This is a genomic window from Streptomyces sp. NPDC052042 (assembly GCF_044548345.1).
In the GTDB taxonomy this organism is placed as follows: domain Bacteria; phylum Actinomycetota; class Actinomycetes; order Streptomycetales; family Streptomycetaceae; genus Streptomyces.
Genome location: NZ_JBIUBU010000012.1, coordinates 159,272 through 183,578, shown reverse-complemented (window position 1 = coordinate 183,578; position 24,307 = coordinate 159,272). Strand labels below are relative to the sequence as shown.

Annotated in this window: 23 protein-coding genes; 12 read left to right on the top strand and 11 right to left on the bottom strand. The window is 72.7% G+C overall.

Features of this window, described 5'->3' with window-relative positions:
• Positions 1 to 4 precede the first annotated feature (4 nt).
• Positions 5 to 841, bottom strand: a complete 837-nt coding sequence (locus ACIHCL_RS21160) for a universal stress protein (RefSeq protein WP_399863908.1) — start codon at positions 839 to 841, stop codon at positions 5 to 7.
• A 206-nt stretch (positions 842 to 1,047) separates the two neighbouring features.
• On the opposite strand from ACIHCL_RS21160, the gene ACIHCL_RS21155 reads away from it, so the two are divergent.
• Positions 1,048 to 1,302, top strand: coding sequence for a LapA family protein (locus ACIHCL_RS21155; RefSeq protein WP_399863907.1), 255 nt, complete (start codon positions 1,048 to 1,050; stop codon positions 1,300 to 1,302).
• A 139-nt stretch (positions 1,303 to 1,441) separates the two neighbouring features.
• Here ACIHCL_RS21155 and ACIHCL_RS21150 read toward each other — a convergent pair whose 3' ends face one another.
• Both ACIHCL_RS21150 and ACIHCL_RS21145 read right to left on the bottom strand, forming a co-directional pair.
• Positions 1,442 to 2,314: an undecaprenyl-diphosphate phosphatase gene (locus ACIHCL_RS21150; protein WP_399863906.1), complete on the bottom strand. Its 873-nt coding sequence runs from the start codon at positions 2,312 to 2,314 to the stop codon at positions 1,442 to 1,444.
• 270 nt (positions 2,315 to 2,584) lie between these two features.
• Complete coding sequence (locus ACIHCL_RS21145) at positions 2,585 to 3,298, bottom strand: TVP38/TMEM64 family protein (protein ID WP_399863905.1); 714 nt, start codon at positions 3,296 to 3,298, stop codon at positions 2,585 to 2,587.
• A 161-nt stretch (positions 3,299 to 3,459) separates the two neighbouring features.
• Here ACIHCL_RS21145 and ACIHCL_RS21140 point away from each other — a divergent pair, with 161 nt between their 5' ends.
• From ACIHCL_RS21140 to ACIHCL_RS21125, 4 genes are all read left to right on the top strand, one after another.
• Positions 3,460 to 3,816 (top strand): hypothetical protein, encoded by a 357-nt coding sequence (locus ACIHCL_RS21140; RefSeq protein WP_399863904.1) that lies wholly within the window; start codon positions 3,460 to 3,462, stop codon positions 3,814 to 3,816.
• A gap of 91 nt (positions 3,817 to 3,907) precedes the next feature.
• Positions 3,908 to 5,077, top strand: coding sequence for an elongation factor Tu (gene tuf / locus ACIHCL_RS21135; protein ID WP_399863903.1), 1,170 nt, complete (start codon positions 3,908 to 3,910; stop codon positions 5,075 to 5,077).
• 74 nt (positions 5,078 to 5,151) lie between these two features.
• Positions 5,152 to 5,997 (top strand): patatin-like phospholipase family protein, encoded by an 846-nt coding sequence (locus ACIHCL_RS21130; RefSeq protein WP_399863901.1) that lies wholly within the window; start codon positions 5,152 to 5,154, stop codon positions 5,995 to 5,997.
• A gap of 22 nt (positions 5,998 to 6,019) precedes the next feature.
• On the top strand, positions 6,020 to 6,865 hold the full coding sequence (locus ACIHCL_RS21125) for a spermidine synthase (protein WP_399863899.1): 846 nt from the start codon (positions 6,020 to 6,022) through the stop codon (positions 6,863 to 6,865).
• Here the strand turns inward: ACIHCL_RS21125 and ACIHCL_RS21120 are convergent.
• Entirely contained in the window at positions 6,827 to 8,137 is a 1,311-nt protein-coding gene (locus ACIHCL_RS21120; protein ID WP_399863898.1) for an MFS transporter, read from the bottom strand. The genes ACIHCL_RS21125 and ACIHCL_RS21120 overlap by 39 nt on opposite strands.
• 111 nt (positions 8,138 to 8,248) lie before the next feature.
• Positions 8,249 to 9,316 carry a hypothetical protein gene (locus tag ACIHCL_RS21115; RefSeq protein ID WP_399863896.1) on the bottom strand — a complete coding sequence of 356 codons (1,068 nt, stop codon included), beginning with the start codon at positions 9,314 to 9,316 and terminating at the stop codon, positions 8,249 to 8,251.
• Between the two features lie 165 nt (positions 9,317 to 9,481).
• Between ACIHCL_RS21115 and ACIHCL_RS21110 the strand changes: the two genes are divergently transcribed.
• On the top strand, positions 9,482 to 9,934 hold the full coding sequence (locus ACIHCL_RS21110; protein ID WP_399863895.1) for a DUF4442 domain-containing protein: 453 nt from the start codon (positions 9,482 to 9,484) through the stop codon (positions 9,932 to 9,934).
• Between the two features lie 220 nt (positions 9,935 to 10,154).
• On the opposite strand, the gene ACIHCL_RS21105 is transcribed toward ACIHCL_RS21110, so the two are convergent.
• Positions 10,155 to 10,697 (bottom strand): gamma carbonic anhydrase family protein, encoded by a 543-nt coding sequence (locus ACIHCL_RS21105; RefSeq protein ID WP_399863894.1) that lies wholly within the window; start codon positions 10,695 to 10,697, stop codon positions 10,155 to 10,157.
• A gap of 151 nt (positions 10,698 to 10,848) precedes the next feature.
• Here ACIHCL_RS21105 and ACIHCL_RS21100 point away from each other — a divergent pair, with 151 nt between their 5' ends.
• Entirely contained in the window at positions 10,849 to 11,604 is a 756-nt protein-coding gene (locus ACIHCL_RS21100; RefSeq protein WP_399863892.1) for an acyltransferase, read from the top strand.
• Between the two features lie 136 nt (positions 11,605 to 11,740).
• On the opposite strand, the gene ACIHCL_RS21095 is transcribed toward ACIHCL_RS21100, so the two are convergent.
• A complete protein-coding gene (locus ACIHCL_RS21095) occupies positions 11,741 to 12,601 on the bottom strand; it encodes an aminoglycoside N(3)-acetyltransferase (RefSeq protein ID WP_399863891.1) in 861 nt (286 codons plus the stop codon).
• Between the two features lie 389 nt (positions 12,602 to 12,990).
• Complete coding sequence (locus ACIHCL_RS21090) at positions 12,991 to 14,067, bottom strand: XRE family transcriptional regulator (RefSeq protein WP_399863890.1); 1,077 nt, start codon at positions 14,065 to 14,067, stop codon at positions 12,991 to 12,993.
• Positions 14,068 to 14,791: 724 nt separating this feature from the next.
• On the opposite strand from ACIHCL_RS21090, the gene ACIHCL_RS21085 reads away from it, so the two are divergent.
• The gene (locus tag ACIHCL_RS21085; protein ID WP_399863889.1) at positions 14,792 to 15,124 is read left to right on the top strand and encodes a hypothetical protein; all 333 of its coding nucleotides are present in this window, start codon (positions 14,792 to 14,794) and stop codon (positions 15,122 to 15,124) included.
• Positions 15,125 to 15,193: 69 nt separating this feature from the next.
• On the opposite strand, the gene ACIHCL_RS21080 is transcribed toward ACIHCL_RS21085, so the two are convergent.
• Positions 15,194 to 15,601, bottom strand: coding sequence for a CoA-binding protein (locus tag ACIHCL_RS21080; RefSeq protein WP_399863888.1), 408 nt, complete (start codon positions 15,599 to 15,601; stop codon positions 15,194 to 15,196).
• Positions 15,602 to 15,659: 58 nt separating this feature from the next.
• On the opposite strand from ACIHCL_RS21080, the gene ACIHCL_RS21075 reads away from it, so the two are divergent.
• The 4 genes from ACIHCL_RS21075 (at position 15,660) to ACIHCL_RS21060 (ending at position 21,851) form a co-directional block, all read left to right on the top strand.
• Positions 15,660 to 16,286 carry a YigZ family protein gene (locus tag ACIHCL_RS21075; RefSeq protein WP_399863886.1) on the top strand — a complete coding sequence of 209 codons (627 nt, stop codon included), beginning with the start codon at positions 15,660 to 15,662 and terminating at the stop codon, positions 16,284 to 16,286.
• 130 nt (positions 16,287 to 16,416) lie between these two features.
• Positions 16,417 to 17,364: an ornithine cyclodeaminase family protein gene (locus tag ACIHCL_RS21070; protein WP_399863885.1), complete on the top strand. Its 948-nt coding sequence runs from the start codon at positions 16,417 to 16,419 to the stop codon at positions 17,362 to 17,364.
• Positions 17,365 to 17,541: 177 nt separating this feature from the next.
• Entirely contained in the window at positions 17,542 to 18,708 is a 1,167-nt protein-coding gene (locus tag ACIHCL_RS21065; protein ID WP_399863883.1) for an exonuclease SbcCD subunit D, read from the top strand.
• Positions 18,705 to 21,851, top strand: coding sequence for an AAA family ATPase (locus ACIHCL_RS21060; RefSeq protein ID WP_399863881.1), 3,147 nt, complete (start codon positions 18,705 to 18,707; stop codon positions 21,849 to 21,851). Before ACIHCL_RS21065 ends, ACIHCL_RS21060 begins: the two co-directional genes overlap by 4 nt.
• A gap of 218 nt (positions 21,852 to 22,069) precedes the next feature.
• On the opposite strand, the gene ACIHCL_RS21055 is transcribed toward ACIHCL_RS21060, so the two are convergent.
• Both ACIHCL_RS21055 and ACIHCL_RS21050 read right to left on the bottom strand, forming a co-directional pair.
• Positions 22,070 to 23,755, bottom strand: a complete 1,686-nt coding sequence (locus ACIHCL_RS21055; protein ID WP_399863879.1) for a DUF885 domain-containing protein — start codon at positions 23,753 to 23,755, stop codon at positions 22,070 to 22,072.
• A 48-nt stretch (positions 23,756 to 23,803) separates the two neighbouring features.
• Positions 23,804 to 24,301 (bottom strand): Lrp/AsnC family transcriptional regulator, encoded by a 498-nt coding sequence (locus tag ACIHCL_RS21050; RefSeq protein ID WP_399863878.1) that lies wholly within the window; start codon positions 24,299 to 24,301, stop codon positions 23,804 to 23,806.
• Positions 24,302 to 24,307: the final 6 nt, after the last annotated feature.

The window sequence follows — 24,307 nt, the reverse complement described above, 5'->3', positions numbered from 1 at the left end:
GCGGTCAGCAGGGCACCACGGCCACCGGGCCGAGCGCGTGGCTGAGCGTGGTCTGGGCGACGGGGGAGAGTCCGAGCCCCAGCGACTCGCCGCCCTTGCGCCGGCCGATCACGGTCAGCTCCGCCGTGGCGGAGGCGGTGACCAGGGCGCGCGAGGCCGACCCACCGACCGCTTCCCTGACGACCTCGACCTGCGGGAACCGCTCCCGCCGGCCCGCGGTGAGTTCGGCGAGGGTCCGCTCGGCCGAGGACGCCGCGGCCTCCCGGTCGAAGACGGGACCGCCGGACAGCATCGACGAGATCATCGTCCAGCCGTGCACGATCCGCAGCCGCGCACCCGGCCGGGCGGCGGCCGCCGCGAAGGCGAAGTCCAGCACCGCCTCACTGCTCTCGTCGGCGGCGACGCCCGCGACGACATCCCGCGCCTCCTCCGGGGCCGCGCCGTGGACGACGACCACGGGGCACCCGGCCATCGACGCGACCGCCATGCTGTCGGACCCGAGCAGCAGCGACCGGAAGCCCCCCAGCCCGCGCGAGCCGACGACGACCAAGGATGCGTCACGGCTGAGCGAGGTGAGAGCCGCCGCCGGGAAGTCCATCGGCGTGAGCGTCGTCGGGTGCAGATCCGGCGCGATCCGGGAGACCCTCCGCGTGCACTGGGTGAGCAACTCCTCCGCCTCGCGGCGCTGCGCCTCCTGGACGGCCTGCGGGGCCGGTGTCCGGACATGGACGACGACGAGCGCGAGCCCCCGCCGCACGGCCTCGCGGGTGGCCCAGTCGAGGGCTTCGAGGCTGTGCGACGAGCCGTCGACGGCTGCGATCACGGGAGGCTCGGTGGCCATGGTGTTTCCCTCCAACATCTGCGGTACCCGTCCATCTGCGGTACCCGTCCCAGGGTGGTACGTGCCCGCACCGTACGGCAGGGACTTCCGGCCCCAACCGGCCGGGCGGAGGACCGGGCCCTGCCGCCCGGACGCCGGACACGGCCTCGCGGAGCCCGGAACGGGCCCTTCGGGACCAAATACCTGAACGGCTTGATACTGGGACCATGACACAGAAAACATCCCCGCCGCACGCCCCGGCGACTCTCACTGTCAAGGGCCGCGACATACGGATGCGCACGCTCGGGATCGTGCTGCTGACGGCCGTCTCGATCTGGTTCATCGCCGTGAACACCGAGACCGTGACCATCCGGCTGTGGATTCCCCTCGTCACCCTGCCGCTCTGGGCGGTGCTGGCGGTGACCCTGCTGGCCGGTCTGGCCCTCGGCGTGTTCCTCACCCGTCGCAGGTCCACGCGCTGACGCCGGACCTGCGGGAAGCAGGATCCCGAACCATCGGGACGCCCGCGCCGGATGCGGGAGGGACCGTGCCCGAGCGGCCCCGAGCGGCCCCGAGCGGCTGAGCCGACGCGGCCGCGGACCGTGGCCGTCCCGGCGCCGGCTACCCCGCGGACTCGCCCGCGTGGGGGCTCAGGACGCCCGTCGCGACCAGGACGATGAGCACCACCCCGAGGAGAACGCGGTAGACGACGAACGGCATGAAGCTCTTGGTCGTGATGAACTTCATGAACCAGGCGATGACCGCGTACCCCACGCCGAACGCGATGACCGTCGCGAAGATCGTCGGCCCCCACGAGACGTGTCCCTCGCCCGCGTCCTTCAGCTCGAAGACGCCCGAGGCGAGCACCGCCGGAATCGCCAGCAGGAACGAGTAACGCGCCGCCGCCTCGCGCGTGTAGCCCATCAGCAGACCGCCGCTGATGGTGGCGCCGGAGCGGGAGACGCCCGGGACCAGGGCCATCGCCTGGCAGAAGCCGAAGATCAGACCGTCCTTGACGCCGAGTTCCCGGAGCGTCTTGCGCTGCTTGCTGGCCCGGTGCCTCCCGCCCACCTCGTCACGGGCGGCGAGACGGTCGGCGAAGCCGAGGACGAGGCCCATCACGATGAGCATGGTGGCGGTCAGCCGCAGATCGCGGAACGGCCCCTCGATCTGGTCCTTGAGCGTCACCCCGAGCACGCCGATGGGGATGGAACCCACGATGACCAGCCAGCCCATCTTGGCGTCGTGATCGCCGCGCATCGACCGGTCGAACAGTGAACGGGACCAGGCCGAGATGATCCGGGCGATGTCCTTGCGGAAGTAGATGAGGACCGCCGCCTCCGTGCCGATCTGGGTGATCGCGGTGAACGCCGCACCCGGATCGTGCCACCCGGCGAACGCCGCGGTGAGCCGCAGATGCGCGCTGGAGGAGATCGGCAGGAACTCGGTCAGTCCCTGAACGAGGCCCAGGACGAAGGATTCGAACCAGCTCATGGGGCTTTGGCCATCCCGGAAGTGATCGTGCATCCGCCGACAGACGTGATGGCCGTCGGAAACATGCGGATTCGAGGTCAGATGCGGGCAGGGTCGTACCAGGCCCGGATGAATGCGGTCGGTTGCGGGCAGGGTATCGCCCCTGGATGAACAGGATGACGTGTACCCCTGCCGCGGCTGCGGACCGGGGCCCGGCACGGCACCGTCGCGCCGGGCCCCGGTCCACCCGGTGGAAACGGGCCCGGACCGCCTGTCGCGAGGCGCCCGGACTCACTCGTCGGAGAGACGGTGCCGCCTGCGCCAGGCGACGACGGCCGCGCCCAGCCCCGTCAGCACGATGAAGCCCGTCGCCGCCAGGAAGGCGGGCGACGCCGGTGAGGCGGCCTCGCTGCCCGCGATGACGTACGCGGCGGTGTTCGGCACCGAACCCAGTCCGGTCGCCGCCAGGAACGCCGGGTACCCCATCCGGGAGACCGCCGCGCAGTAGTTCGCCGCCGCGAACGGCACACCGGGGAACAGCCGCAGCGCCAGCATCGAGCGGAAACCGTACCGGCTCAGCTGACCGTCCGCCGCCCTCAGCCAGCGCCCCCGCAGCAGCCTGCGCAGCGCGTCCTGCCCGAGCACCCGGCCCAGCGCGAACGAGACGCCCGCGCCCAGCACCGTGCCCGCCAGCGCGGCGGCCAGCCCCGCCTGCGCACCGAACAGCGCCCCGGCGGCGACATTGAGCAAGGGGCGCGGGACGAAGGCCACCGTGCAGGCCCCGTAACCGACACCGAACAGCACCACCGCGGTGCCGCCCGCGCCCGCTCGGCCCGGCCACCCGGTGGTGAGCAGCCGCTGGGGCTCGAACAGCAGCATCGTCATCGCGGCCGCCAGCAGCACCATCACGAGAAGCGAGAACCGGGTCCACGGCGAGAGCAGCGCCCTCGTGCAGCGCACGGCGAGGCCGTCGGCGGGCCGGACGTCGGTGGCGGGGTCGAGCATGCGGGGAGACTAGCCGACCTCCGTGCGCGACGGCGGGCCGAACTCCCGTGAAAGCACCGGGCGCGCGAAGGCGGGTGGACCCGGACCAGCGAACGGGCATCTCAGCCCTGAACACCCGGTGTCCGGTCATGGACCCGGGCCCGCGCACGCACGGTGCGCGGATGCGCGCGACGATCCTGCCCCGGACACGCGGTGACGATCCTGCGTACGGATCGCCCCCGGCACGGACCGCCCCTGCATGGACCGTGCCGCGCACCGACCGCGTGCGGACCGGAGGGACCAGCGCGCCCCCGGACCGCCGCCCCGCCGGAACGACCACCGGACGGACCGCCGGGAAAACCGGTCGACGCCGCCGCACCATCCCCGCCATCATCGGGGCCATGGTCCGGTACGCCTTCCTCGCAGCGTCGTCCGCCGTCGCGGACGCGCCGAAGGCTGCCGTGAACGCCCTCATCGCAGCGGCAGTCGTCGCAGCGGCAGTCGTCGCGGCGGCGTTCGTCGACGGCGCCCGAAGCTGACCCTCCCCCCACAGTCCGGCGGGCCCCGCAAGGGGAGGGTCGGCAGGACTCCGGGGTCTTCTCCCAGCTTCGCATCCCACAGGAATGAGCCATGTCCAAGACGGCATTCGTCCGCACCAAGCCGCACCTCAACATCGGCACCATGGGCCACGTCGACCACGGCAAGACCACGCTGACCGCCGCGATCACCAAGGTCCTCAGCGACCGCGGCACCGGCACGTTCGTCCCGTTCGACCGGATCGACCGGGCGCCGGAGGAGAGCCGGCGGGGCATCACCATCAACATCGCGCACGTCGAGTACGAGACCGACACCCGCCACTACGCCCACGTCGACATGCCCGGACACGCCGACTACATCAAGAACATGGTCACCGGAGCCGCCCAGCTCGACGGCGCGATCCTCGTCGTCTCCGCGCTCGACGGGATCATGCCGCAGACCGCCGAGCACGTCCTGCTGGCCCGTCAGGTGGGCGTCGACCACATCGTGGTCGCCCTCAACAAGGCGGACGCGGGCGACCCCGAACTGACCGACCTGGTCGAGCTGGAGGTCCGCGAGCTGCTCACCGCGCACGGCTACGCAGGCGACTCCGTCCCCGTCGTACGGGTGTCGGGCCTGAAGGCCCTGGAGGGCGACCCGCGGTGGACCTCGGCCGTCGAGGCGCTGCTGGACGCGGTCGACACCTACGTCCCGATGCCGGTGCGCTACACGGACGCGCCGTTCCTGCTGCCGGTGGAGAACGTCCTGACCATCACCGGCCGGGGCACCGTCGTCACCGGAGCCGTCGAGCGCGGCACCGTACGGATCGGCGACCGGGTCACGGTGCTCGGGCCGGACGTCGAAACGGTCGTCACCGGCCTGGAGACCTTCGGCAAGCCGATGGAGTCCGCCCAGGCCGGTGACAACGTGGCCCTGCTGCTGCGCGGGGTGGAGCGCGACCGGGTCCGTCGGGGACATGTCGTCGCGGCCCCCGGCAGTGTGACGCCCCGTCGCCACTTCAGGGCGCAGGTGTATGTCCTGACGGCGCGTGAAGGCGGCCGGAACACCCCGGTCGGCACCGGCTACCGGCCGCAGTTCTACATCCGCACCGCGGACGTCGTCGGAGACGTCGACCTCGGCCCGGTGGCGGTGGCCCGTCCCGGGGACACGGTCGACGTGACCGTCGAACTGGGCCGTGACGTGCCCCTGGAGACCGGGCTCGGCTTCGCGATCCGCGAGGGCGGCCGCACCGTCGGCGCCGGGACCGTCACCGCGGTGCTCTGACGCCCGGCGTTCGGCCGGGGCCCGCCCCCCACCCGGGAGGGGGCGGGCCCCGTGCCGTGGGCAAGACTGGCGCCATGGCAGACACAGCACTGGTACTCGGAGCCGGCGGCGTCACCGGCAGCGCCTGGGAGACCGGAATTCTGCACGGGCTGGCACAGACGGGAATCGACCTGACCACCGCCGACCTGATCGTCGGCAGTTCGGCGGGCGCGATGGTCGGCGCGCAACTGGCCTCCGGGGCACTCGCCCTGGCGGAACTCCACGAACTCCAGCTCACCGATCCGCACGGCATGTCCGGCGGACGGCTCGGCGCGGCGGCCCTGCTGCGCTATGCGGGAGCCCTGCTGTCCGCGCGCACGCCCGAGGCTTACGGCCGCAAACTGGCGGGGATCGCCCGCCGGGCCCGGACCGGCGTCACGCCGCAGGAGCGACGCGCCGCGATCGCCGACCGCCTTCCTTCCTCCGACTGGCCCGAACGCCCGCTGCTCATCACCGCCGTCGACGCGGCCACCGGCGAGCTCCACGCCTTCGACGGGAGCGGCGGGGTGCCGCTCGTGGACGCCGTCACCGCGAGCTGCGCCGTCCCGGCCGTCTGGCCCGTCGCCACCGCAGGCGGACGGTCCTGGATCGACGGCGGAGTGCACTCCCCGGCCAACGCCCATCTCGCCGAGGGCTGCCGACGCGTCGTCGTCATCGCCCCGACGGCGAGCGGCAGCAAGGTCATCGCCTCGCCGCGCGCGCAGGCGGCCCGGCTCGCCGCGCGGGGCTCCCGCGTCCAGGTCATCACCCCGGACCCGGCGGCACGGCGCGCCTTCGGCCGCAACCCCCTCGACCCGAGCCGCAGGGCCGCGGCGGCCCGCGCCGGACTGGTCCAGGCGGCGGCACACGCCGACGCCGTCGCCGCGGTCGTGAGCGGTTGATCCGGCACCGCACAATGGAAGGGTGAACGAGCCGATACCCGTCGTCCGGGACGTGGACCAGGGCACCGCCAGACTCCTCCCCGACGTGGACCGGGACAGGGCCTGGCTGCTCACCGTCGACGGCGCACCCCAGTCGTACGTCGACCTCGACGCGCCGGAACACCTCGAGTTCGAGTACGCGCAGCGGCTCGCCCATGTCGCGGACCGCGCCGCGGCACCGGGCGCGCCGCTCGACGTGCTCCACCTCGGTGGCGGCGCCCTCACCCTGCCCCGCTACCTCGCCGCGACCAGGCCCGGCTCCCGCCAGGACGTCGCCGAGGCCGACCTCGGTCTCCTCGCCCTGGTCGCCGAACACCTCCCGGTCCCCGACGACGCCGGGATCACCGTGCACGGCACCGACGCCCGCGGCCTGGTGGAGCGGGTCCCGCCCGGCTCCGTCGACCTCCTGATCGCGGATGTCTTCGGCGGCACCCGGGTGCCTGCCCATCTCACCACCGTCGAGTACGCGCGGGCCGCCCGACGGGCACTGCGCGAGCGCGGAACCTACGCGGCCAACCTGGCGGACGGTGCCCCCTTCGACTTCCTCCGCTCCCAACTGGCCACTTTCGGGGCGGTGTTCGAGGAACTCGCGCTCATCGCCGAGCCCGCGGTGCTGCGCGGCAGGCGCTTCGGCAACGCCGTGCTCGTGGCCTCCCGGTACCCGATCGACACCGCGGCGCTGACCCGGCTCTGCGCCGCCGACGCCTTTCCCGCCCGGGTCGAGCACGGACAGGCGCTCGCCCGGTTCACCGGGGCCGCCCGGCCGGTCGGGGACGGCGAGGCGGCCGACTCACCCGAGCCGCCCGACGGAGCCTTCGGGATCGGCTGAGACCCGCTCCTGCGGCTCCAGCGCCACCTTTGTCCCGTCGGTGGCCCGGGTCAGACGGCGTACGTCGGGTACGAAGAGCACGGCCGCGGTGACCAGCACGATCAGCGCTGCACAGCCCCACAGTGCCTGGCTTCGCCCGACCAGCGTCTCCACCGGACCGGCGAGCGCGGTGGCCAGTGGCATCATCGCCACTGAACCGAACCAGTCGTACGCCGAGACCCGTGACAGCTTCTCCTCCGGGATCTCCTGGTGCATGGCCGTCATCCACGCGACCCCGAACACCTCGATGGCGACGCCACTGAGGAGCATCACCAAGCAGAGGCCGGTCACCGGCAGCGGTACCGCGAGCGCCGCCGGGGGAAGGGCCAGCGGGAAGACGCAGAGCGTTCCGGCCAGCAGCATCCGCCGGGGCTTCCAGCGCGTCATCAGGAGCCCTCCGCCCAGCGTGCCCGCCCCGAACGCGGCGAGCGCGAACCCCCAGGGCCGGGCGCCGCCCAGTTCGTCGCGGGCGACCAGCGGACCGTACACCGACTCGGCCGCCCCCACGGCGGCGACCACCACCGAGAACTGCGCCACGATGCTCCACAGCCACGGTCGGCCGATGAACTCCCGCCAGCCGTCCCGCAGATCGGAGAGCAGCCCGCCACCGGGTTCGCGCTCCGGGATGTGGCTGACGTCCAGGAAGGCGCGCAGCGCGCCGGCCACCGCGAAGGCCGCGGCGTCGACTGCCAGCACCCATCCCGGGTCCATCGCCGCGATCATGGCGCCGCCGAGCGCGGCGCCGCCGATCGTCGCCCCCTGCATGGCCATCCGGAAGAGGGCGAAGGCGCGGCTCGCCTGCTCCCGGTCGACGCTCGACATCAGCATGCCCTCGGCCGCCGGGCTGAAGAACGCCTGCCCGGTTCCGCAGAGGGCGGTGAGCAGCATCATCTGCCACAGTTCCGCCTCGCCGGACAGGACGAGCCAGGCGAACGCGGCCTGGGAGACGCAGTTCAGGGCGTTCGCCGCCACCATCACCCGGTGGCGCGGCAACCGGTCCGCGACCGCCCCGCCGACCAGCAGGAACAGCAGCAGCGGGGCGGCCCTGGCGGCGGCCACCAGGCCGACGTCGCCTCCGTCCCCGCCGGACTGCAGAACGGCGAACGCCGCCGCGATCAGCGCGCCATGGGTGCCCAGGCCCGTGATGATCGCGGCGGCGGTCAGCAGACGGTAGTTGCGGCCGGAACGGCGCGCGGGAAGTGCGGGGGCGTCAGGGAGGGAATCGGTCGTCACCCCGGGACTATGGTGGCCGCTCTCCCGCCGCGCAACGGATTAACCGGGGCCGGTCGGCGGAGTCGGGCCGGCCGGCGGACGCACGCGCCGGCCCCGGGGAAGGCCGGCGGGTCAGGTGGACGGCGTGACGTCCACGAGCCGTACGGTGCTCAGGATCTTCTCGATCGTGGCGTCCGGGAGTTCGTCAGGGACGTCGGCGGCCGCGTACAGCACCCAGGACGCGAACTCGCCCTTCTTGTTCTTGAAGGTGAAGGCGATCGACTTGCCGTCGCTGTCGCACTTCTTCTTCTTCGTGACACCGGGGGCGGTGGCGGTGACGACCTGGCCGGTGAGTCCCGACTTGGTGGTGAACTGCCGGGCCGGGGTGAACTTGATGGTGCTTTGCGGCATGTGCTGCGCAAACGCGCCCCACACCCAGGTGCCGGCTTCGCTGTGGGCGTTCTTGGCGGCGTCGGTGGCGCCCTGGGCGCCCCTGGTACCGGCGCTGGCCAGGCTGGAGGTCTCCTCGTTGCCGTCCTTGTCGGAGTCGTCCACGCACCACCGCTTCTTGAAGTACGAGGGAGCGGAGAACCCGATCAAGGGCGAGTGGTCGCCCTTCTTCTCGTCCTCGAAGTACGAGGACGTGCCGGGAGCGCCGACCTCCCAGTCCCCGGGCACGTCGAACTGCGTGCCCCACTTGGGGTTGGTGACCACCTTCCAGCCCGCGACGAGGGGCTTGTCGTCCTCGCCGTCCGCGCGCGGGTTCGCCTCCGGCGAGGCCGCGGACTCGGACGGTTCGGCCGGGGCCGAGGACTTCTTGTCGTCGGCGACGTTCTCCCCCTTGTCCCCGTCCTTGTTCATCACGACGACGCCGGTGACGACGGCCGCCACCACGACCGCGGTGGCCGCGACGATCGCCACGGCCACCGTCTTCTTCTTGTCGTCACCGGGCTTCGGCGCGCCGGGCGGACCGGAGACCGCGTACTGCGGAACGGTCGGCTGCTGGTACGGGTTCGGCTGCGGGTAGCCGGGCTGCTGCCCGTGCTGCGGATGACCCGGGTGCTGTCCAGGTTGTCCCTGCTGCTGGTACCCCGGCTGCTGATAGGGGTTCTGCTGCTGGTACCCCGGCTGCTGATACGGGTTCTGGTTCTGGTCCTGCGGGTTCTGCTCGCCCCCGGGCGGCTGCTGTCCTGGCCACATGCCGAGTAACGATAAGGGGGCGTCCTCCGGTCAGCTACGCCCGCCCCCGTGAGCGGATGGTGAAAGAAGCGGAGGGGAGGGCTGTGGGGCCGGGAGGAACGGGGCGGAACGGGGGCGAGGTGCCGGGGATGGCCAAGCGGTCCTACCCGTGAGTAACATCTGGTCATGAGCGCTGAACAGACGACCGTCGGCGAGATGCTCGCCGCCACGGTCCCCATGGCCCGCACCCTGCGCCTGGAGTTCCTGGAGACGACCGCCGAACGTGCGGTGGTGCGACTGCCGGACCAGGCCGAATACCACAACCACATCGGCGGCCCCCACGCCGGAGCGATGTTCACGCTGGCGGAGTCGGCGAGCGGCGCGATCGTCCTTGCCGCCTTCGGCGACCAGTTGTCGCGTGCCGTACCGCTGGCCGTGCGGGCGGAGATCGGCTACAAGAAGCTGGCCATGGGCGAGGTCACGGCGACGGCGACGCTGGGCCGTCCGGTGGCCGACGTGGTTGCGGAACTGGACCGCGGGGAGCGGCCCGAATTCCCCGTGGCCATCGAGATCCGGCGCGCGGACGGCGCGGTGACCGGTGAGATGACCGTCATCTGGACGCTCCGCCCCAACGCCTGATCCCAGGACCGCCTGCACCGGGCTGCCGCACCCCCGGCCCACAGGGGAGCGGCAGCTCTTCGCGTCGTCCGCCCGGAGGCCGGAACCTGGCGCATCCCCGCTGTGCGACCGCAGTGCCGGATGCCGCACAGCCCGGCCTCCGGGCGGACGACGCCGGTTCGAAGAAGCGGTCCGGGAGAGCGGGCCGAGGGGAGGGACCGAGGCCGCTCCGTCCTCCCGCTCAGCCCTCCTGGCGGTCCTCGTGCGCCCGGCGGTGCGCCTTGGCCAGTTCGATGTAGCCCGCCGCGTTGAACCGGATGCCTTCGCGCTCCTCCTCGGTCACGTGCCGCTTGACCTTGGCGGGCACTCCCGCGACCAGGGAACCAGGCGGTACCCGCATGCCCTGCGGTACCAGCGCCTGCGCCGCGATCAGTGAACCGGCCCCGATGTGGGCGCCGTTGAGGACGGTGGCTCCCATGCCGACCAGGACGTCGTCCTCGACGGTGCAGCCGTGGAGCACCGCGTTGTGCCCGACCGAGACGCGCTCGCCGACGGTGACCGGGAAACCGGGGTCGGTGTGGACGCTGCAGTTGTCCTGGATGTTGCTGTCCGAGCCGATCACGATGGGGCCGCAGTCGGCGCGCAGTACGGCGTGGTACCAGACACTGGACCCCGCCTCCAACGTGACCTCGCCGACCACGACGGAGGTCGGCGCGGTGAAGGCGTCCGCGTCGACCTCCGGCCGCTTGCCGCCGACTTCCGTCACCCATGCCCGTTCTGTCATCGCCCGCTCCCGTGTGCTCGGCCGGTGCGCGCTCGGGGATCTCCGACCGCGTCCAAGGAACGGTATGCGACCGGCGGTCGGCCGCCGAGTGGGGTGAACATCACAGGCGGTCGCGCTCATCGGGCCGGACGACGCGGATTACCGTGAGCGGGTGCCGAAGAACAGGAACGCGTTCTCCTCCCTCGCCGCCTGGCGGCGGCGCGTCCTCTCCCACGCCGTCCACCACGGCTGGCGCCGGGTACGGCAGTGGGGGGCGATCACCGCGGAGCACCCCGGCGGACTGCGGTTCGGCCGGATCGGCGCCGGTACCCGGCTCGCCTTCCCGCAGGGCACCGTCTTCGGCGAGCCGTGGATCGAACTCGGCGCCCACTGCGTGATAGCGGAACAGGTCACGCTGACCGCCGGGCTCATGCCCGATCTGGACCTCGGGCCCGAACCGATCCTGACCCTCGGCGACGGTGTGGTGCTCGGCCGGGGCAGCCATGTCGTCGCCGACACCAGCGTCACCATCGGCTCCGACACCTACTGCGGGCCCTACGTCTACATCACGTCCACCAACCACAGTTACGACGATCCGCACGAGCCGATCGGCCGGCAGTGGCCCCGCATGGAGCCGGTCGCCATAGGTCCCGGCTGCTGGATCGGCACCGGATCGGTGATCCTCCCGGGGGCCACCCTCGGACGCAACGTGGTGGTGGCCGCGGGCGCCGTGGTGCGGGGCCACGTGCCCGACCACGCGGTGGTGGCAGGTGCCCCCGCCCGCGTCGTGCGCAGCTGGGACCCGGAGAAGGGCTGGCAGCCGCCGCTGCGCACTCCCGCCCCGGTGCCGATCCCCTCGGACGTCACGCCCGAGCAACTGCTGGCGTTGGCGGAATCCGGCGAGGCGTCCCACCCGTCCGGCGACTGAGGCCGCACACCCCCGTACACGGCCGTCCGACGGCGGCGGTACGGCGGTGGCACCACCCCTGCCGGAGCGAACGCGGCCCGCACCGGTCAGGGCGCCGGTGCGGCGGTGAAGCGGGCCGGTACGCCGAAGACCCGTGTCACCGGGTTCCTCCGCCGGGCACGGGGCCCGGCGCACGGGCACCGGTCCGGTGCGAGGGCAGCCAGTGGGCGGCGAAATCGACGGCGGCGTCCAGGCGGAAGAGCCGGCCGGCCGACGAACCGACCGGGCCGCTCCGCACCGCCGCACCACCGTCCGCACGCGCGAAGTCCGCTCCCAGAGCGGCGAAATCGCCGTCGTCCAGCGCGACGTCCTCGTATCCCCACCACCGGCGCCCGCCACCGGCCCCTACCACACAGCGGTAGCGACGGCGGGGCGGCGACGGCATCCGGTACTCGCCGAGATGGAACGCCGTACACGTGTCGAACCCGGTGCCCAACAGCAGTACCTGGGCCCGCAGTTCGTAGAGACGCGCCAGCGGGGAGTCCTCGCCGAGATGGCAATCGGGGCGGTGACCGGCCATCAGCTCACCGGCCAGGGGACCGATCGCCGCGAAGGACGTCTGCGGGTGGCCGCTGCGCCGCGCCCCCTCGGTCAGCCGCACGGTCTCCGAGAGCCGGCCCATCGACGGCGCGGCCGTCTTCGCCGGGTCGAAGGGGGGCATCCGCGCCCGCACGTCCGCCCGCTCCCGGTCGGTCAGACCGCGTACCCGGTCGAGGTATTGCGGAGAGGTGTCCGAGTTCTCCGGGGTGAAGGACGGGACGACGAGCGTGCCGCCCTCGCCGAGGGCGTCCCGCAACGCTCCCACCACCGACCGGGCCCCGCCGTCCACCCGGCCCACCGCCCGCATCGAGGCATGGACCAGCAGGGCCCCGTCCCGTTCCACACCCAGCCCGGAGAGCTGCGCCGCGAGCTCCGCCCGGCCGTGGTGGACGCCCGGCGACGGCGTCGTGGTCATCATGGCCCGCCATTCTCCCAGCCGCCCGCCGATGTGACACCCCGCGCAGCCGGACAGAAGGCGCGACACCGCGAGGGTGCCGCGCGGCAGTCACGCCGTACGGCCGCCGCACCGCGCGCGGACACCGCGCAGCCGGGCCCGAGACCGGACGACGCTCCTGCAGGGCGGAGGGCGCAGGTCACGGAACTAGCCGTCCAACACGGGTATCTCGATCGCGGCAGACATCGAGATCCCTATCGGCCGTGTCGTGTGCTGGGAGTGCCACGGCACGGGGCGGACGAAGAGCCCCTCCGCGCACGAGTGCGACGGCCCCCTGCGTCAGGGTGAGCCGGATGTGATCGAGTGCACTACGTGCGACGGGAAGGGGCACACGGCTGCCGACTGGTAGCACGTCAGCACGCCTCCGCCACGTCCCGCGCGGTGGCCGCCAGCCACGGCGGGGCATCCCGCTCGACGACCCGGAGGGTCTGCGCCAGACGCGTGCGGCTGCGAGTGGACGCCACGACATCGAGCAGCGGCGCCAGGCTGGTAAGGAGCGTGTCACAGTCCCGCCACGCCTCCGCCGCAGTGAGCGCGGACAGTTCGGCAACGCTGCAATCCAGCCACCTGCGCCCACCAGGCGGGGTGGCTTCTCGGGCGTGCTGGAAGTGGGGAACTGCCGCAGCGTAGTCGCCGAGTGACATCAGCACCTCGCCGAGATGCCCGACCACCTCCGCTTCGGTGATCCACCAAACCCACGCCGGATCCCGGGGGCTGACGGACTCCTGAAGGTCTCCGCGGGCACGGTTCATCTCGGCCAGGCTCCGGGACCGCTCTCCTGCCTGTGCCAGTGCGCGCGAACGGCGGACGCGGGTGATCAGAGCGACCCGGGGAGGCAGCCCGTAGGCCGAATCCAGCTCGTCAGAGATGCGCAGCACCTCCCTGGGGCGGTCCTCTTGCACGCCGTGCATGGAAAGCATGTCCAGGGAGAACCACAGCCGTGGGCCGTCGCCGGCCTGGCGCGCAAGCATCTGCGCTTCCACGAACGCGCGTCGCGCCTCGTCGGTCCGGTGGGCATCGATGAGGATCCACCCGGCAATCTGCGCGATCTCGCTGACGGCGCCCACAAGCTGTGTCGACGCCTCTGCAAGCCGGTCCAGCTTGCGCTGCTCAGCCCGCCACACCTGGACGACAGCATCGGCCACATGTGCGCCGCCAAACCGGCTGGTGTGCTGTAGCAGATGAGCTACGGCGGATCGCACGTAGCCGTCGTCGTCCAGCTCCTGATCGACCAACGCCAGTGGCCGCGCATCATCCCTCACAAGGGCGCGGAGTCCATCGGCGAGGTGTAGGGACGGCTCCTGCTTCCCCGACAACACGCGCGATAAGTAGGCGTGGTCGTAGCTCAGTTCGCGTGCGGCAGCACGGATCGACATCCCGCGGCGGCTCAGCACCTCGCGGACACTGCCGATGAAGTCCTCCCCGTCCATGACGCCAGAATAGACCTGTCACCACGCAGTCACCATCGAGTCACCACCCGGCTCGCATTGGTTTCCCTAGAGTCCTCACAACGGAATTCGCACGGGCAGGGGTGGAGACAATGTGGGTGCCACGTCCGGTGGAGTTGGGCGGCAGAGCGCCGACACCGCCCCGGCGGGCGACAGGGTGCGATATCTGCGGGGTACTCATAAAGCAGTGGCGCCAGGCAACTACGCCTGGCCCCGCGTTCGATCCGTCGCACGCTACGGAACTCGCCGTGGAAATCCGGCGCCATCCCCACCCGTACACCAAGCGGCAGAGGACCCGATGAAATCTGTACTGAGATACGTCATGCACAAAATCACGACGGCGCCCCAGAGCGAAGTATCGCTGACCGCACGATGCCTATCACCTGACTGCGGGTGGTCGATTGACCCGTCGGCCGACATTGATGCTGTCAATGAGGCGTGCATGACGCACACGGGCCGTCTGCATGACCACGCCCACTTCGCTCGCGAGTGGTCCGACGTGGCGATGGTGAGCCGCCTGGAGGGCGCGTGAGCGCCCGTACGACGGCCGCGTCGTCGCGTTCGCTGCCGTGGGTCGCAGTCGTCGCGTTCCTCGTCGGACGGGCGGCGCACACGCCGTAGATTCATGCACTAACGGGGCCACCATTTTGCCAGGGGAGTAGACGGGTAGGTGTAGTAGGTGATCTGTCCTCGGTGCAGCGTCCCCATGGCCGCGGATGTATACGCCGGCCGGGAGGTCTGCCCGGCGTGCCCCCGTTTCGCTGTTGTCGGCGACACGGCCGCTGATGTCGAGCAGCGGGAGGCTGAGCGGGTGGGCGCGATAGCGCTCCTGGACGACGAGTTGGACAAGCTCGACCCACGCCGAATCAATGATCGCGCGGCCATTGCCGAGATGGAGGCCAGGATGGGACAGGGGATAGAGACGCAAGGCTGCCCGCAGTGCGGCGGCACGATGTACCGCACCGTGGAGACGGATGACAACGGTAACCCGACGAGTATGTCCCAATTCGTATGCCAGAGCTGCGGCCACGTGACCTGACCAGCGACTGAGCCCCGTCCTCCGCCGCACCCGGAGGACGGGGCTCTGTCGATCTCCCCGCAGGGTGCGCTAACGAAGGGAATCAAGCTCGATCGCCGGGCAGCGGTCCATGACCATGTCCAGCCCGGCCCCACGCGTCCGCTCGTACGCGTCCGCGTCGACCACCCCGAGCTGGAACCAGACCGCCTTCGCGCCCACCGCCACCGCCTCGTCGGCCACGGCGCCGGCCAGGGAGCTGTTGACGAAGACGTCCACCACATCCACCGGGAACGGTATGTCGGTCAGTGAGGCGTACCCCTGTTCGCCATGGACCGGCTCCGCCTTCGGATGCACCGGCACCACCCGCTTGCCGAAGCGCTGGAGCACCTCGGCGACGTGATGGGCCGCGCGCGACGGGTTGTCGGACAGGCCGACCACGGCCCAGGTGTCGCCGGTGTCCAGAAGAATCCTGCGGATCGTCTCCGAGTCTGCGTACATGATCGGGCCAACGGACGGCGACCTCCGGCTGTTCCCGGACGGGGCATAGGCTGGCCGGATGCAGGAGCAGTACCGGACCGTCGCCCGAGCGGGCGTGCACGAGACCGAGATCAACCGGTCGCGTTTCATCTGCGCGCTCGCCCCCGCCGCCAGCGAACAGGAGGCGCAGGACTTCATCGCACGCGTACGTGCCGAACACCCCACCGCCACCCACAACTGCTTCGCCTATGTGATCGGTGCCGACGCCTCCGTGCAGAAGGCCAGCGACGACGGGGAACCGGGCGGCACCGCCGGCGTTCCGATGCTGCAGATGCTGACCCGCCGGGACATGCGATACGTGGTCGCCGTCGTCACCCGCTACTACGGCGGGGTGAAGCTCGGAGCCGGGGGTCTGATCCGGGCGTACGGGGGAGTGGTCGGCGAGGCCATCGACGCCCTCGGCACCATCACCCGGCAGCGGTTCCGCCTCGCCACGATCACCATCGGCCACCAGCGGGCGGGCAAGCTGGAAAACGATCTGCGGGCCACCGGCCGGTCGGTGCGCGGCGTCAGCTACACCGAATCCGTCGTCATCGAGATCGGGCTGCCGGACGCCGACGTCGAGTCGTTCCGCGGCTGGCTCGCCGACGCGACGGCGGGCGAGGCCCGGCTGGAACTCGGCGGAGAGGCGTACGGGGACGCCTGACCGCGGCGCCGGCCGGGACGCCAACGACCCACGCGCGTACTGGGGCACTCGGCCGGGGCACGGCGCACGGCGCGTGCGCGGGGACGAGGGGCGGTGCGGGACCGCGGCGGGCGCAGCGGACAATGGGGTCATGACCCGGCTCCTGACCCGCAGCGATCTCCTGTCCGTCCTCGAACCGGAATCCTGCCTGGAGGCCCTGCGCGAGGGGTTTCGCCGGGCCGGTGCCGCCACCGTTCCCGGGCAGCGCATCCGCACCGGACTTCCGTTCCCGGGCACGGCAACGGCCCTGATGCCCGGGCTGCTGCCCGGCGTGGACGCCTACACCGTCAAGGTCAACGCCAAGTTCCCGGGCGCCCGGCCCGCGCTGCGCGGTGTGATCTGCCTGCACAGCGGCCGGGACGGCGAACTCCTCGCCCTGCTCGACTCCGCCACCGTGACGGCATGGCGGACCGGCCTGGCCGCGGCCCTGGGCACCCACGTCCTCGCTGCCCCCGACCCGGCGGGCGAAGCGGTGCTCGGCGTCATCGGAGCGGGTGCCCAGGCCGAGATCACGGTGCGTGGCCTGCGAGCTCTGCGCGACTTCCGCGAGCTGGTGGTGCACGACACCGACCCGGAGCGCGCCGCGGACTTCGCCCGGCGTCACCACGGCCGTGTCCTCGGTTCGGCGGCCGGGGTCGCCGCGGTGGCGGACACTGTCCTGCTCGCCACCTGGTCGCGGACCCCGCTGCTGAGCCTCGCCGACACCCGTCCTGGACAGCACCTCACCACGCTCGGCGCCGACGAGCCCGGCAAGCGGGAACTCGCCGCCGAGCTGCTCGAATCCGCACTGCTGGTCGTCGACGACCGCGAACTGGCCGCGGCCACGGGCGCCCTGGCCGCGGTGGGGCTGCCTCCCGGGGCCGCGCACGCCACCCTCGGCGAACTGCTCGCAGGGACCCGTCCCGGCCGCGTCGCGGATACGGACCGCACCGTCTACGCGCCCGTCGGGCTCCCCTGGCAGGACCTGGCCCTTGCCTGGGACGCCCACCAGCGGGCGGAACGGCTCTCCGTCGGCACGCCGGTCGATCTTCTCGGCTGAAGGCGCCGAGCACCGCCAGGTCCGATGGAACACTGGGGGCGGCGAGAATGGTGTGCCCACCGGTACCGGAGCGGCCGAAGGAAGTGGCCGGAACGGGACCGGTGGTGCGGTCACGGCGCGGGGACGGAAGCGGCAGCGGGGGCGGAGGAAGACAATGACGCGGGGCGGAGCCGGCACGTGAGAATTCTGCACACCTCGGACTGGCACCTGGGCCGGTCCTTCCACCGGGTCTCCCTGCTCGACGCCCAGGCCGCCTACCTCGACCACCTGGTGGCGACGGTGCGCGAGCACGAGGTCGACGCGGTCGTCGTGGCGGGCGACGTGTACGACAGGGCCGTGCCCCCGCTGCCCGCCGTCGAACTCTTCGACGACGCGCTGCACCGGCTCGCCGCCGCCGGTGTGCCCACCGTGATGATCTCCGGGAACCACGACTCGGCGCGTCGGCTCGGCGTCGGCGCCGGGCTGATCGGACGGGCCGGGATCCACCTGCGCACCGACCCCGCCCACTGCGCCACCCCCGTCGTCCTGCCGGACGCCCACGGCGACGTGGCGTTCTACGGGCTGCCCTATTTGGAGCCCGCTCTGGTCAAGGACGTCCTCGGCGCGGAGCGGACGGGACACGAGGCGGTGCTGGGCGCGGCCATGGACCGGGTGCGCGCCGACCTCGCCGCCCGCCCGGCGGGCACCAGATCCGTCGTGATCGCCCACGCCTTCGTCGCAGGCGGAGAGCCCAGCGACAGCGAACGCGACATCACCGTCGGCGGGGTCGCCGCCGTGCCCGCCGGGGTCTTCGACGGCGTCGACTACGTGGCCCTCGGCCACCTCCACGGCAGCCAGACCGTCACCGAGCGGATCCGCTACTCGGGCTCCCCGCTCGCCTACTCCTTCTCCGAGGCCACCCACCGCAAGACCATGTGGCTCGTCGACCTCGACGCCTCGGGCACCGTCACCGCCGAACGCGTCGACTGCCCGGTGCCCCGCCCGCTGGCCAGGATCCACGGCCGGCTCGACGCCCTGCTCGACGACCCCGCGCTCGAACGCCACCAGGATTCCTGGGTCGAGGCCACGCTCACCGATCCGGCACGCCCCACCGAACCGATGGCCCGCCTCGCCGAGCGGTTCCCGCACACGCTCAGCCTCGTGTTCGACCCCGACCGGGCCCCCGAGGACCCGCTCGCCTCGTACGCACAGCGCCTCAAAGGGCGCGACGACCAGCAGATCGCGGAGGACTTCGTGGCACACGTGCGCGGCGGCGCGGCGGCGGACGAACGGGAACGCGCGGTGCTGCGCGGAGCCTTCGACCACGTTCGGGTGGACGACGCGGCGCGCGAGGTGAACCGGTGAGGCTGCACGGACTCACGCTCACGGCCTTCGGGCCGTTCGGCGGCACCCAGCACATCGACTTCGACGCGCTCTCGTCGGCCGGGCTCTTCCTGCTGCACGGGCCGACCGGAGCCGGGAAGACCTCGGTCCTCGACGCCGTCTGCTACGCCCTGTACGGCTCGGTGCCCGGTGCCCGCCAGACCCCCGGTGCCTCCCTGCGCAGCGACCACGCCCCGGCGGACGTGCCCACCGAGGTCACCCTCGAACTGACCGTCGGCGGCCGGCGCCTGGAGGTCGCCCGGCGCCCGGCGCAGCCGCGTCCCAAGAAGAAGGGCGACGGCTTCACGACGGAGAAGGCCCAGAGCAGGCTGCGCGAGTACGCTCCGGAGCGCGGCTGGCGGTCGCTGAGCCGCTCGCACCAGGAGATCGGCGAGGAGATCACCCGGCTCATCGGGATGAGCCGGGACCAGTTCTGCCAGGTGGTGCTGCTGCCGCAGGGTGACTTCGCCCGCTTTCTGCGGGCCGACGCCGAGGTGCGCGGCAGACTGCTCGGCAGGCTCTTCGACACCCGCCGCTTCGCCGCCGTGGAGGACCGGCTCGCCGAGCTCCGCCGTACGGCCGAGGCACAGGTCAGGGCCGGGGACGAACGCGTCCTCGCGACCGCCCAGCGGATCGCCCAGGCGGCCGGCCCGGCCGCCCGCGAATCCGCGCTCCCCGCCCTCCAGCCCGGAGATCCCGGACTCGCCGACAGCGTGCTGGAATGGGCCGCGCAGGCCCGCAGCGGCGCCCGGGAACGGCTCGACGGCGCCGCCTCCGCCCTGGCCCTGGCCGAGGAGCGGCAGGCCGCCTCCCGTCTGGCCCTCGACGCCGAGCGGGAACGCGCCGCCCTCCGGCAGCGGTACGAGGAGACCCGGCGCCGCGCCGCCGCCCTCGAATCCGGCCGCCCCGACCACGACCGGCGCCACGAACGCCTCGCCCGCGCCCGCAAGGCCGACCAGGTCGCCCCCGCCCTGGACCTGCGCGAGGACGCCGAACGTGCCCACCGCGAGGCCCATGAGGCACGGAACCTCGCCTGTGCGCTGCTGCCCGCCTCCCTCGCCGATGCCGGCGCCGAACAACTGGCCGGACTGGAACGGACGCTGCGCCAGGAACTCGGCGGTCTGGACGCCGCGCAGCGCGCCGAGCGGCGCAGCGCGGAGATCGACGACGAACGGGCCGGCCTGGAGCGCCAGGCCCGGGCCGACGACGAACTGATCCAGGAGACGAAGGGCTGGCTGGCCGACTGGGAAGCCACCCGGCACGAGCTGCGGGCCCGCATCGAGGACGCCCAGGAGGCGGCGACCCTCGCGGAACAGCTCGCGGGACGACTGGAACCCGCCCGGACCCGGTTGGCGGCGGCCCGGCGACGCGACGAGCTCGCCCAGGAGGTGTCGGCCGCCGCCGAGCGGCTGGCGCTGGCCCGTGAACGCGCCGCCGGGGACCACGAGGCATGGCTGGAGCTGCGCGAACGGCGCCTGCGCGACATCGCCGCGGAACTGGCCTCCGAGCTGGTGGACGGCGAGCACTGCAAGGTGTGCGGATCGCCCGACCACCCCGCCCCCGCCCGCCCCACCGACGGCCATGTCGACCGGACCGCCGAGGAACGGGCCCTCGACACGCACCGGCGGGCAGAGGAGGCGCGCACCCTGGCCGACCGGGAACTGGGGATCCTGCGGGAGAAGCACCGGACGGCCCGGGAGGCCGCACGGTCGGCCGTGCCGCAGCCGAGGGCCGCTGAGGACGCCGAACGGGCCGGGGCCGCTCACGCCGCCCGGTCCGCGGAGACCGGGGCGACCGCTTCCGGGGCCGCACCGCCCCCCGCCGAGCCCCCTGTGGAAGCCGCCGCCGACCCCACCGTCGTCGAACTGGACGAATGCGTCGGGGAGCTGACGCGTCGGCACGCCGAGGCGCACCGCGCCGCCGCCGGGACCCACGCGGCGCGCGAGGCACTGGCGGTCGCCGAGCGGGAACAGGCCGAGCGGCTGGAAGGGCTGCGGCTGGCCGAGCGCCGGGTCGCGGCCCGCACCTCCCTGCGGGAGGGCCTGGACCGGGAACAGGCGTCGCTCGAAGCCATACTGGCCGCCGCCCGGGGCGATCGCGCCAGCGTCGCCGAGCACGCCGAGCTGCTGGAGCGGAGGGCGGGGCTGCTGGCCGCGGCCGCCGCGGCGGTACGCGAGGAGGAGACGGCCGCGCAACGCCGCAAGGAGGCCGACGGCCGACTCGCCGACGCCGCGTTCCGGGCCGGGTTCGACACCCCGCAGGACGCCGCCACGAGCCTGCTGACCGACACCGAACAGCGCGAACTCCAGCGGCTGACCGATGCCTGGCAGTCGGAGTCCGCCGCCGTCGCCGACCGGCTCGCCGAGACCGCGGCCCGCACCGCCGCCGACGGGCCGCCGGTCTCGGTGGACGCCGCGCAGGCCGCCTGCGACACGGCCGAGCGGCTGCTGCGGGAGACCGCCGCGGCACTGTCCGCCGCACAGGAGCGCTGTGCCGAACTGGCCCGGCTGTCGCGTGCCGCCACGAACGAGGTGCGCCGGCTCGGCCCGCTGCGCGAGGAGTACGACCGGGTGGCCCGGTTGGCCGCGCTCACCGCCGGCACCTCCGCGGACAACGAGCGCAAGATGCGGCTGGAGTCCTATGTGCTGGCCGCACGGCTCGAACAGGTCGCCGCCGCGGCCACCGCGAGGCTGGAACGCATGTCGTCCGGCCGGTACACACTGGTCCACTCCGACGCCCGGTCCGGAGGCCGCAGATCCGGTCTCGGCCTCCATGTGGTCGACGCCTGGACCGGCCGCGAACGCGACACGGCGACGCTCTCGGGCGGCGAGACGTTCTTCGCCTCGCTGGCCCTCGCGCTCGGCCTCGCCGACGTCGTCACCGATGAGGCGGGCGGCGTGCGGCTGGACACCCTCTTCATCGACGAGGGCTTCGGCAGCCTGGACGACCAGACGCTCGACGAGGTGCTCGACGTGCTGGACTCGCTGCGGGAACGGGACCGCAGCGTCGGCATCGTCAGCCACGTCGCCGATCTGCGCCGCCGTATCCCGGCACAGCTCGAAGTGGTGAAGGAGCGCGACGGATCGGCGGTACGGCACCGCGTGACGGGCACGGCCGACGGCTGAGGCCGGTGGAGCCCGGCTCCGTCCCGCCGGACCCGAACCGCGGCCGGTCGTGCCGGGGCGGTCCGCCGCCCGCGTCGGCCGGCCCCGTGCCCCAGAGGCCGGCCGGTTCCGGGAGAGCTGGATGCCGGCCGGGCGGGCAGTGGGCCTGCGACCGCCTTCTCCTCGCTCCGGCGCGAGCGTTCGGCAAACGGGGAGGAGAAGGGCGTCAGCCGGCAGGGTCAGAGCTTGGACAGCTCGTCCACCAGATCGTCGAGTCCAAGCGGCCCCTGGGACAGGGCCGCCATGTGCCACGCCTTGGCGTCGAACGCGTCGCCGTGCGCCGTGCGGGCGTTCTCCCGGCCGAGCAGCCACGCGCGTTCGCCCAGCTTGTAGCCGATGGCCTGACCGGGCATCGAGAGGTAGCGGGTGAGTTCGCTCTCCACGAAGTCGGCGGGCCGGCCGCTGTGATTGCCGAAGAACTCCTGGGCCAGGTCCGGGGTCCACCGCTCACCGGGGTGGAACGGGGAGTCCGCGGGGATCTCCATCTCCGCGTGCATGCCGATGTCCACGATCACCCGGCAGGCGCGCATCATCTGCGCGTCCAGGTAGCCGAGGCGGCGCTCGGCATCGGGCAGGAAGCCCAGTTCGTCCATGAGCCGCTCGGCGTACAGCGCCCAGCCCTCGCAGTTGGCGCTCACCATGCCGATGGACGCCTGGTAGCGGGAGAGGCTGTCGGCGACGTGCGTCCACTGGGCGAGCTGCAGGTGGTGGCCGGGCACGCCCTCGTGGTACCAGGTCGAGACCAGGTCGTAGACGGGGAATCGGGTCTCGCCCATGGTGGGGAGCCAGGTACGGCCGGGGCGCGAGAAGTCCTCGGACGGGCCCGTGTAGTACGGGGCCGCGGCGCCGCCGGGCGGGGCGATGCGGGACTCCACCTTCCGCACCCGCTCGGCGAGTTCGAAGTGCGTCCCGTCGAGCGCCTCGATGGCCTCGTCCATCAGGTTCTGGAGCCAGGCCCGGACCTCCTCGACGCCCTCGATGTGCTTGCCGTGCACGTCGAGGTGGGCCAGCGCCTCCCACGGACCGGCGCCCGGCAGGATCTTCTCGGCCTCCGTCCTCATCTCGGCGAGCAACCGGTGGTACTCGGACCAGCCGTACGCGTACGCCTCGTCGAGGTCCAGGTCCGTGCCGTTGAAGTAGCGCGACCAGCGCGCGTACCGCTCGCGGCCCACGATGTCCGGCGCTCCCTCGACCGCGGGGGCGTACACGTCGCGCATCCAGTCCCGCAGCTCGGCGACCGACTTCGCCGCCAGCCCGGCGGCCTCGTCGAGATCGGCGCGCAGGGACGCCGGACCGGCGGCGGCGAACTCCTCGAAGAAGCCCGTCCCGCCGTTGCCCGCCCACTCGTCGAGCTGATCGATGAACGTCGCGGTGGCGCGCGGACCTCCGTACAGCTCGCGCTCCAGACCGAGCGCCAGCGACGCGCGGTACCCCTCCAGCGCGGCGGGCACCGCGCGCAGCCGGTCCACGACCGCCGCCCAGTCCTCGTCCGTCTCGGTCGGCGTCACCGTGAACACCTCGCGGACGCTGTGCGCCGGGGAGTGGATGTTGGAGACCGTGCGCAGCCGCTCGTCGGCCTCGTGAACGGCAAGTTCCGCCGTGAGGCGCTCGCGGAGCAGACGGGCGCAGCGGCGTTCGGCGTCGGTGTCCGCGCCGGGCAGCCGTTCGGCGGCGTCAAGCTGCGCGAGGGTGGTGCGGGCGAGTTCCGCGAGGGCCTCCTGCCCGGCGGGGGAGAAGTCGGGGAGGTGCCGCGAACTCGCCGCGACACCCAGGTAGGTGCCGGCGACCGGGTCGAGTTCGATGTATGCGTCGACGTAGGCGTCGGCGACCTGGCGGGGCAGTGCGCTGCCGGAGATTTCTGACATGCGGACATCCTCGTACGGCGGGGACCTCCGCGTCATCAGCATTCGGTCTCAGGGGCCTGTTCCCGTCGCACCGGCCGCCGGTGGCAGCAGCGGTCCGCACTCCCACTGCTGGAAGATCAGCCGGGTCTCGACCCGGGCCACCTCGCGCCGCGACGTGAACTCGTCGAGCACCAGGCGCTGAAGATCCGCGGTGTCGGCGACCGCGACATGGACCAGGTAGTCGTCGGGCCCGGTGAGATGGAACAGCGCGCGGGACTCCGGCAGCGCCCTGATCCGCTCGACGAACGGGCCGATCAGCTCCCTGCGATGGGGACGTACCTGTACGGAGAGCAGGGCCTCCAGGCCCCGGCCGATCCGTGCCGGGTCCAGGCGCAGCCGGTGGCCGAGAATGACTCCGGAACGACGCAATCTGGCTACCCGGTCCAGACAGGTCGACGGGGCGACCCCGACCTCGGCGGCCAGTTCGCGGTAGGTGGTCCGGGCATCGTTCTGCAGCAGCCGCAGAATGTGCAGATCCACCGGGTCGAGAGCGACGGATTCGGACATCTGTCG

Coding starts and splice junctions, on each gene's coding strand:
- ACIHCL_RS21160 (WP_399863908.1), bottom strand. CDS start 841: ATGGCCACCGAGCCTCCCGTGATCGCAGCCGTCGACGGCTCGTCGCAC.
- ACIHCL_RS21155 (WP_399863907.1), top strand. CDS start 1,048: ATGACACAGAAAACATCCCCGCCGCACGCCCCGGCGACTCTCACTGTC.
- ACIHCL_RS21150 (WP_399863906.1), bottom strand. CDS start 2,314: ATGAGCTGGTTCGAATCCTTCGTCCTGGGCCTCGTTCAGGGACTGACC.
- ACIHCL_RS21145 (WP_399863905.1), bottom strand. CDS start 3,298: ATGCTCGACCCCGCCACCGACGTCCGGCCCGCCGACGGCCTCGCCGTG.
- ACIHCL_RS21140 (WP_399863904.1), top strand. CDS start 3,460: ATGCGCGCGACGATCCTGCCCCGGACACGCGGTGACGATCCTGCGTAC.
- tuf (WP_399863903.1), top strand. CDS start 3,908: ATGTCCAAGACGGCATTCGTCCGCACCAAGCCGCACCTCAACATCGGC.
- ACIHCL_RS21130 (WP_399863901.1), top strand. CDS start 5,152: ATGGCAGACACAGCACTGGTACTCGGAGCCGGCGGCGTCACCGGCAGC.
- ACIHCL_RS21115 (WP_399863896.1), bottom strand. CDS start 9,316: ATGTGGCCAGGACAGCAGCCGCCCGGGGGCGAGCAGAACCCGCAGGAC.
- ACIHCL_RS21110 (WP_399863895.1), top strand. CDS start 9,482: ATGAGCGCTGAACAGACGACCGTCGGCGAGATGCTCGCCGCCACGGTC.
- ACIHCL_RS21105 (WP_399863894.1), bottom strand. CDS start 10,697: ATGACAGAACGGGCATGGGTGACGGAAGTCGGCGGCAAGCGGCCGGAG.
- ACIHCL_RS21095 (WP_399863891.1), bottom strand. CDS start 12,601: ATGATGACCACGACGCCGTCGCCGGGCGTCCACCACGGCCGGGCGGAG.
- ACIHCL_RS21090 (WP_399863890.1), bottom strand. CDS start 14,067: ATGGACGGGGAGGACTTCATCGGCAGTGTCCGCGAGGTGCTGAGCCGC.
- ACIHCL_RS21085 (WP_399863889.1), top strand. CDS start 14,792: ATGGCCGCGGATGTATACGCCGGCCGGGAGGTCTGCCCGGCGTGCCCC.
- ACIHCL_RS21080 (WP_399863888.1), bottom strand. CDS start 15,601: ATGTACGCAGACTCGGAGACGATCCGCAGGATTCTTCTGGACACCGGC.
- ACIHCL_RS21075 (WP_399863886.1), top strand. CDS start 15,660: ATGCAGGAGCAGTACCGGACCGTCGCCCGAGCGGGCGTGCACGAGACC.
- ACIHCL_RS21070 (WP_399863885.1), top strand. CDS start 16,417: ATGACCCGGCTCCTGACCCGCAGCGATCTCCTGTCCGTCCTCGAACCG.
- ACIHCL_RS21055 (WP_399863879.1), bottom strand. CDS start 23,755: ATGTCAGAAATCTCCGGCAGCGCACTGCCCCGCCAGGTCGCCGACGCC.
- ACIHCL_RS21050 (WP_399863878.1), bottom strand. CDS start 24,301: ATGTCCGAATCCGTCGCTCTCGACCCGGTGGATCTGCACATTCTGCGG.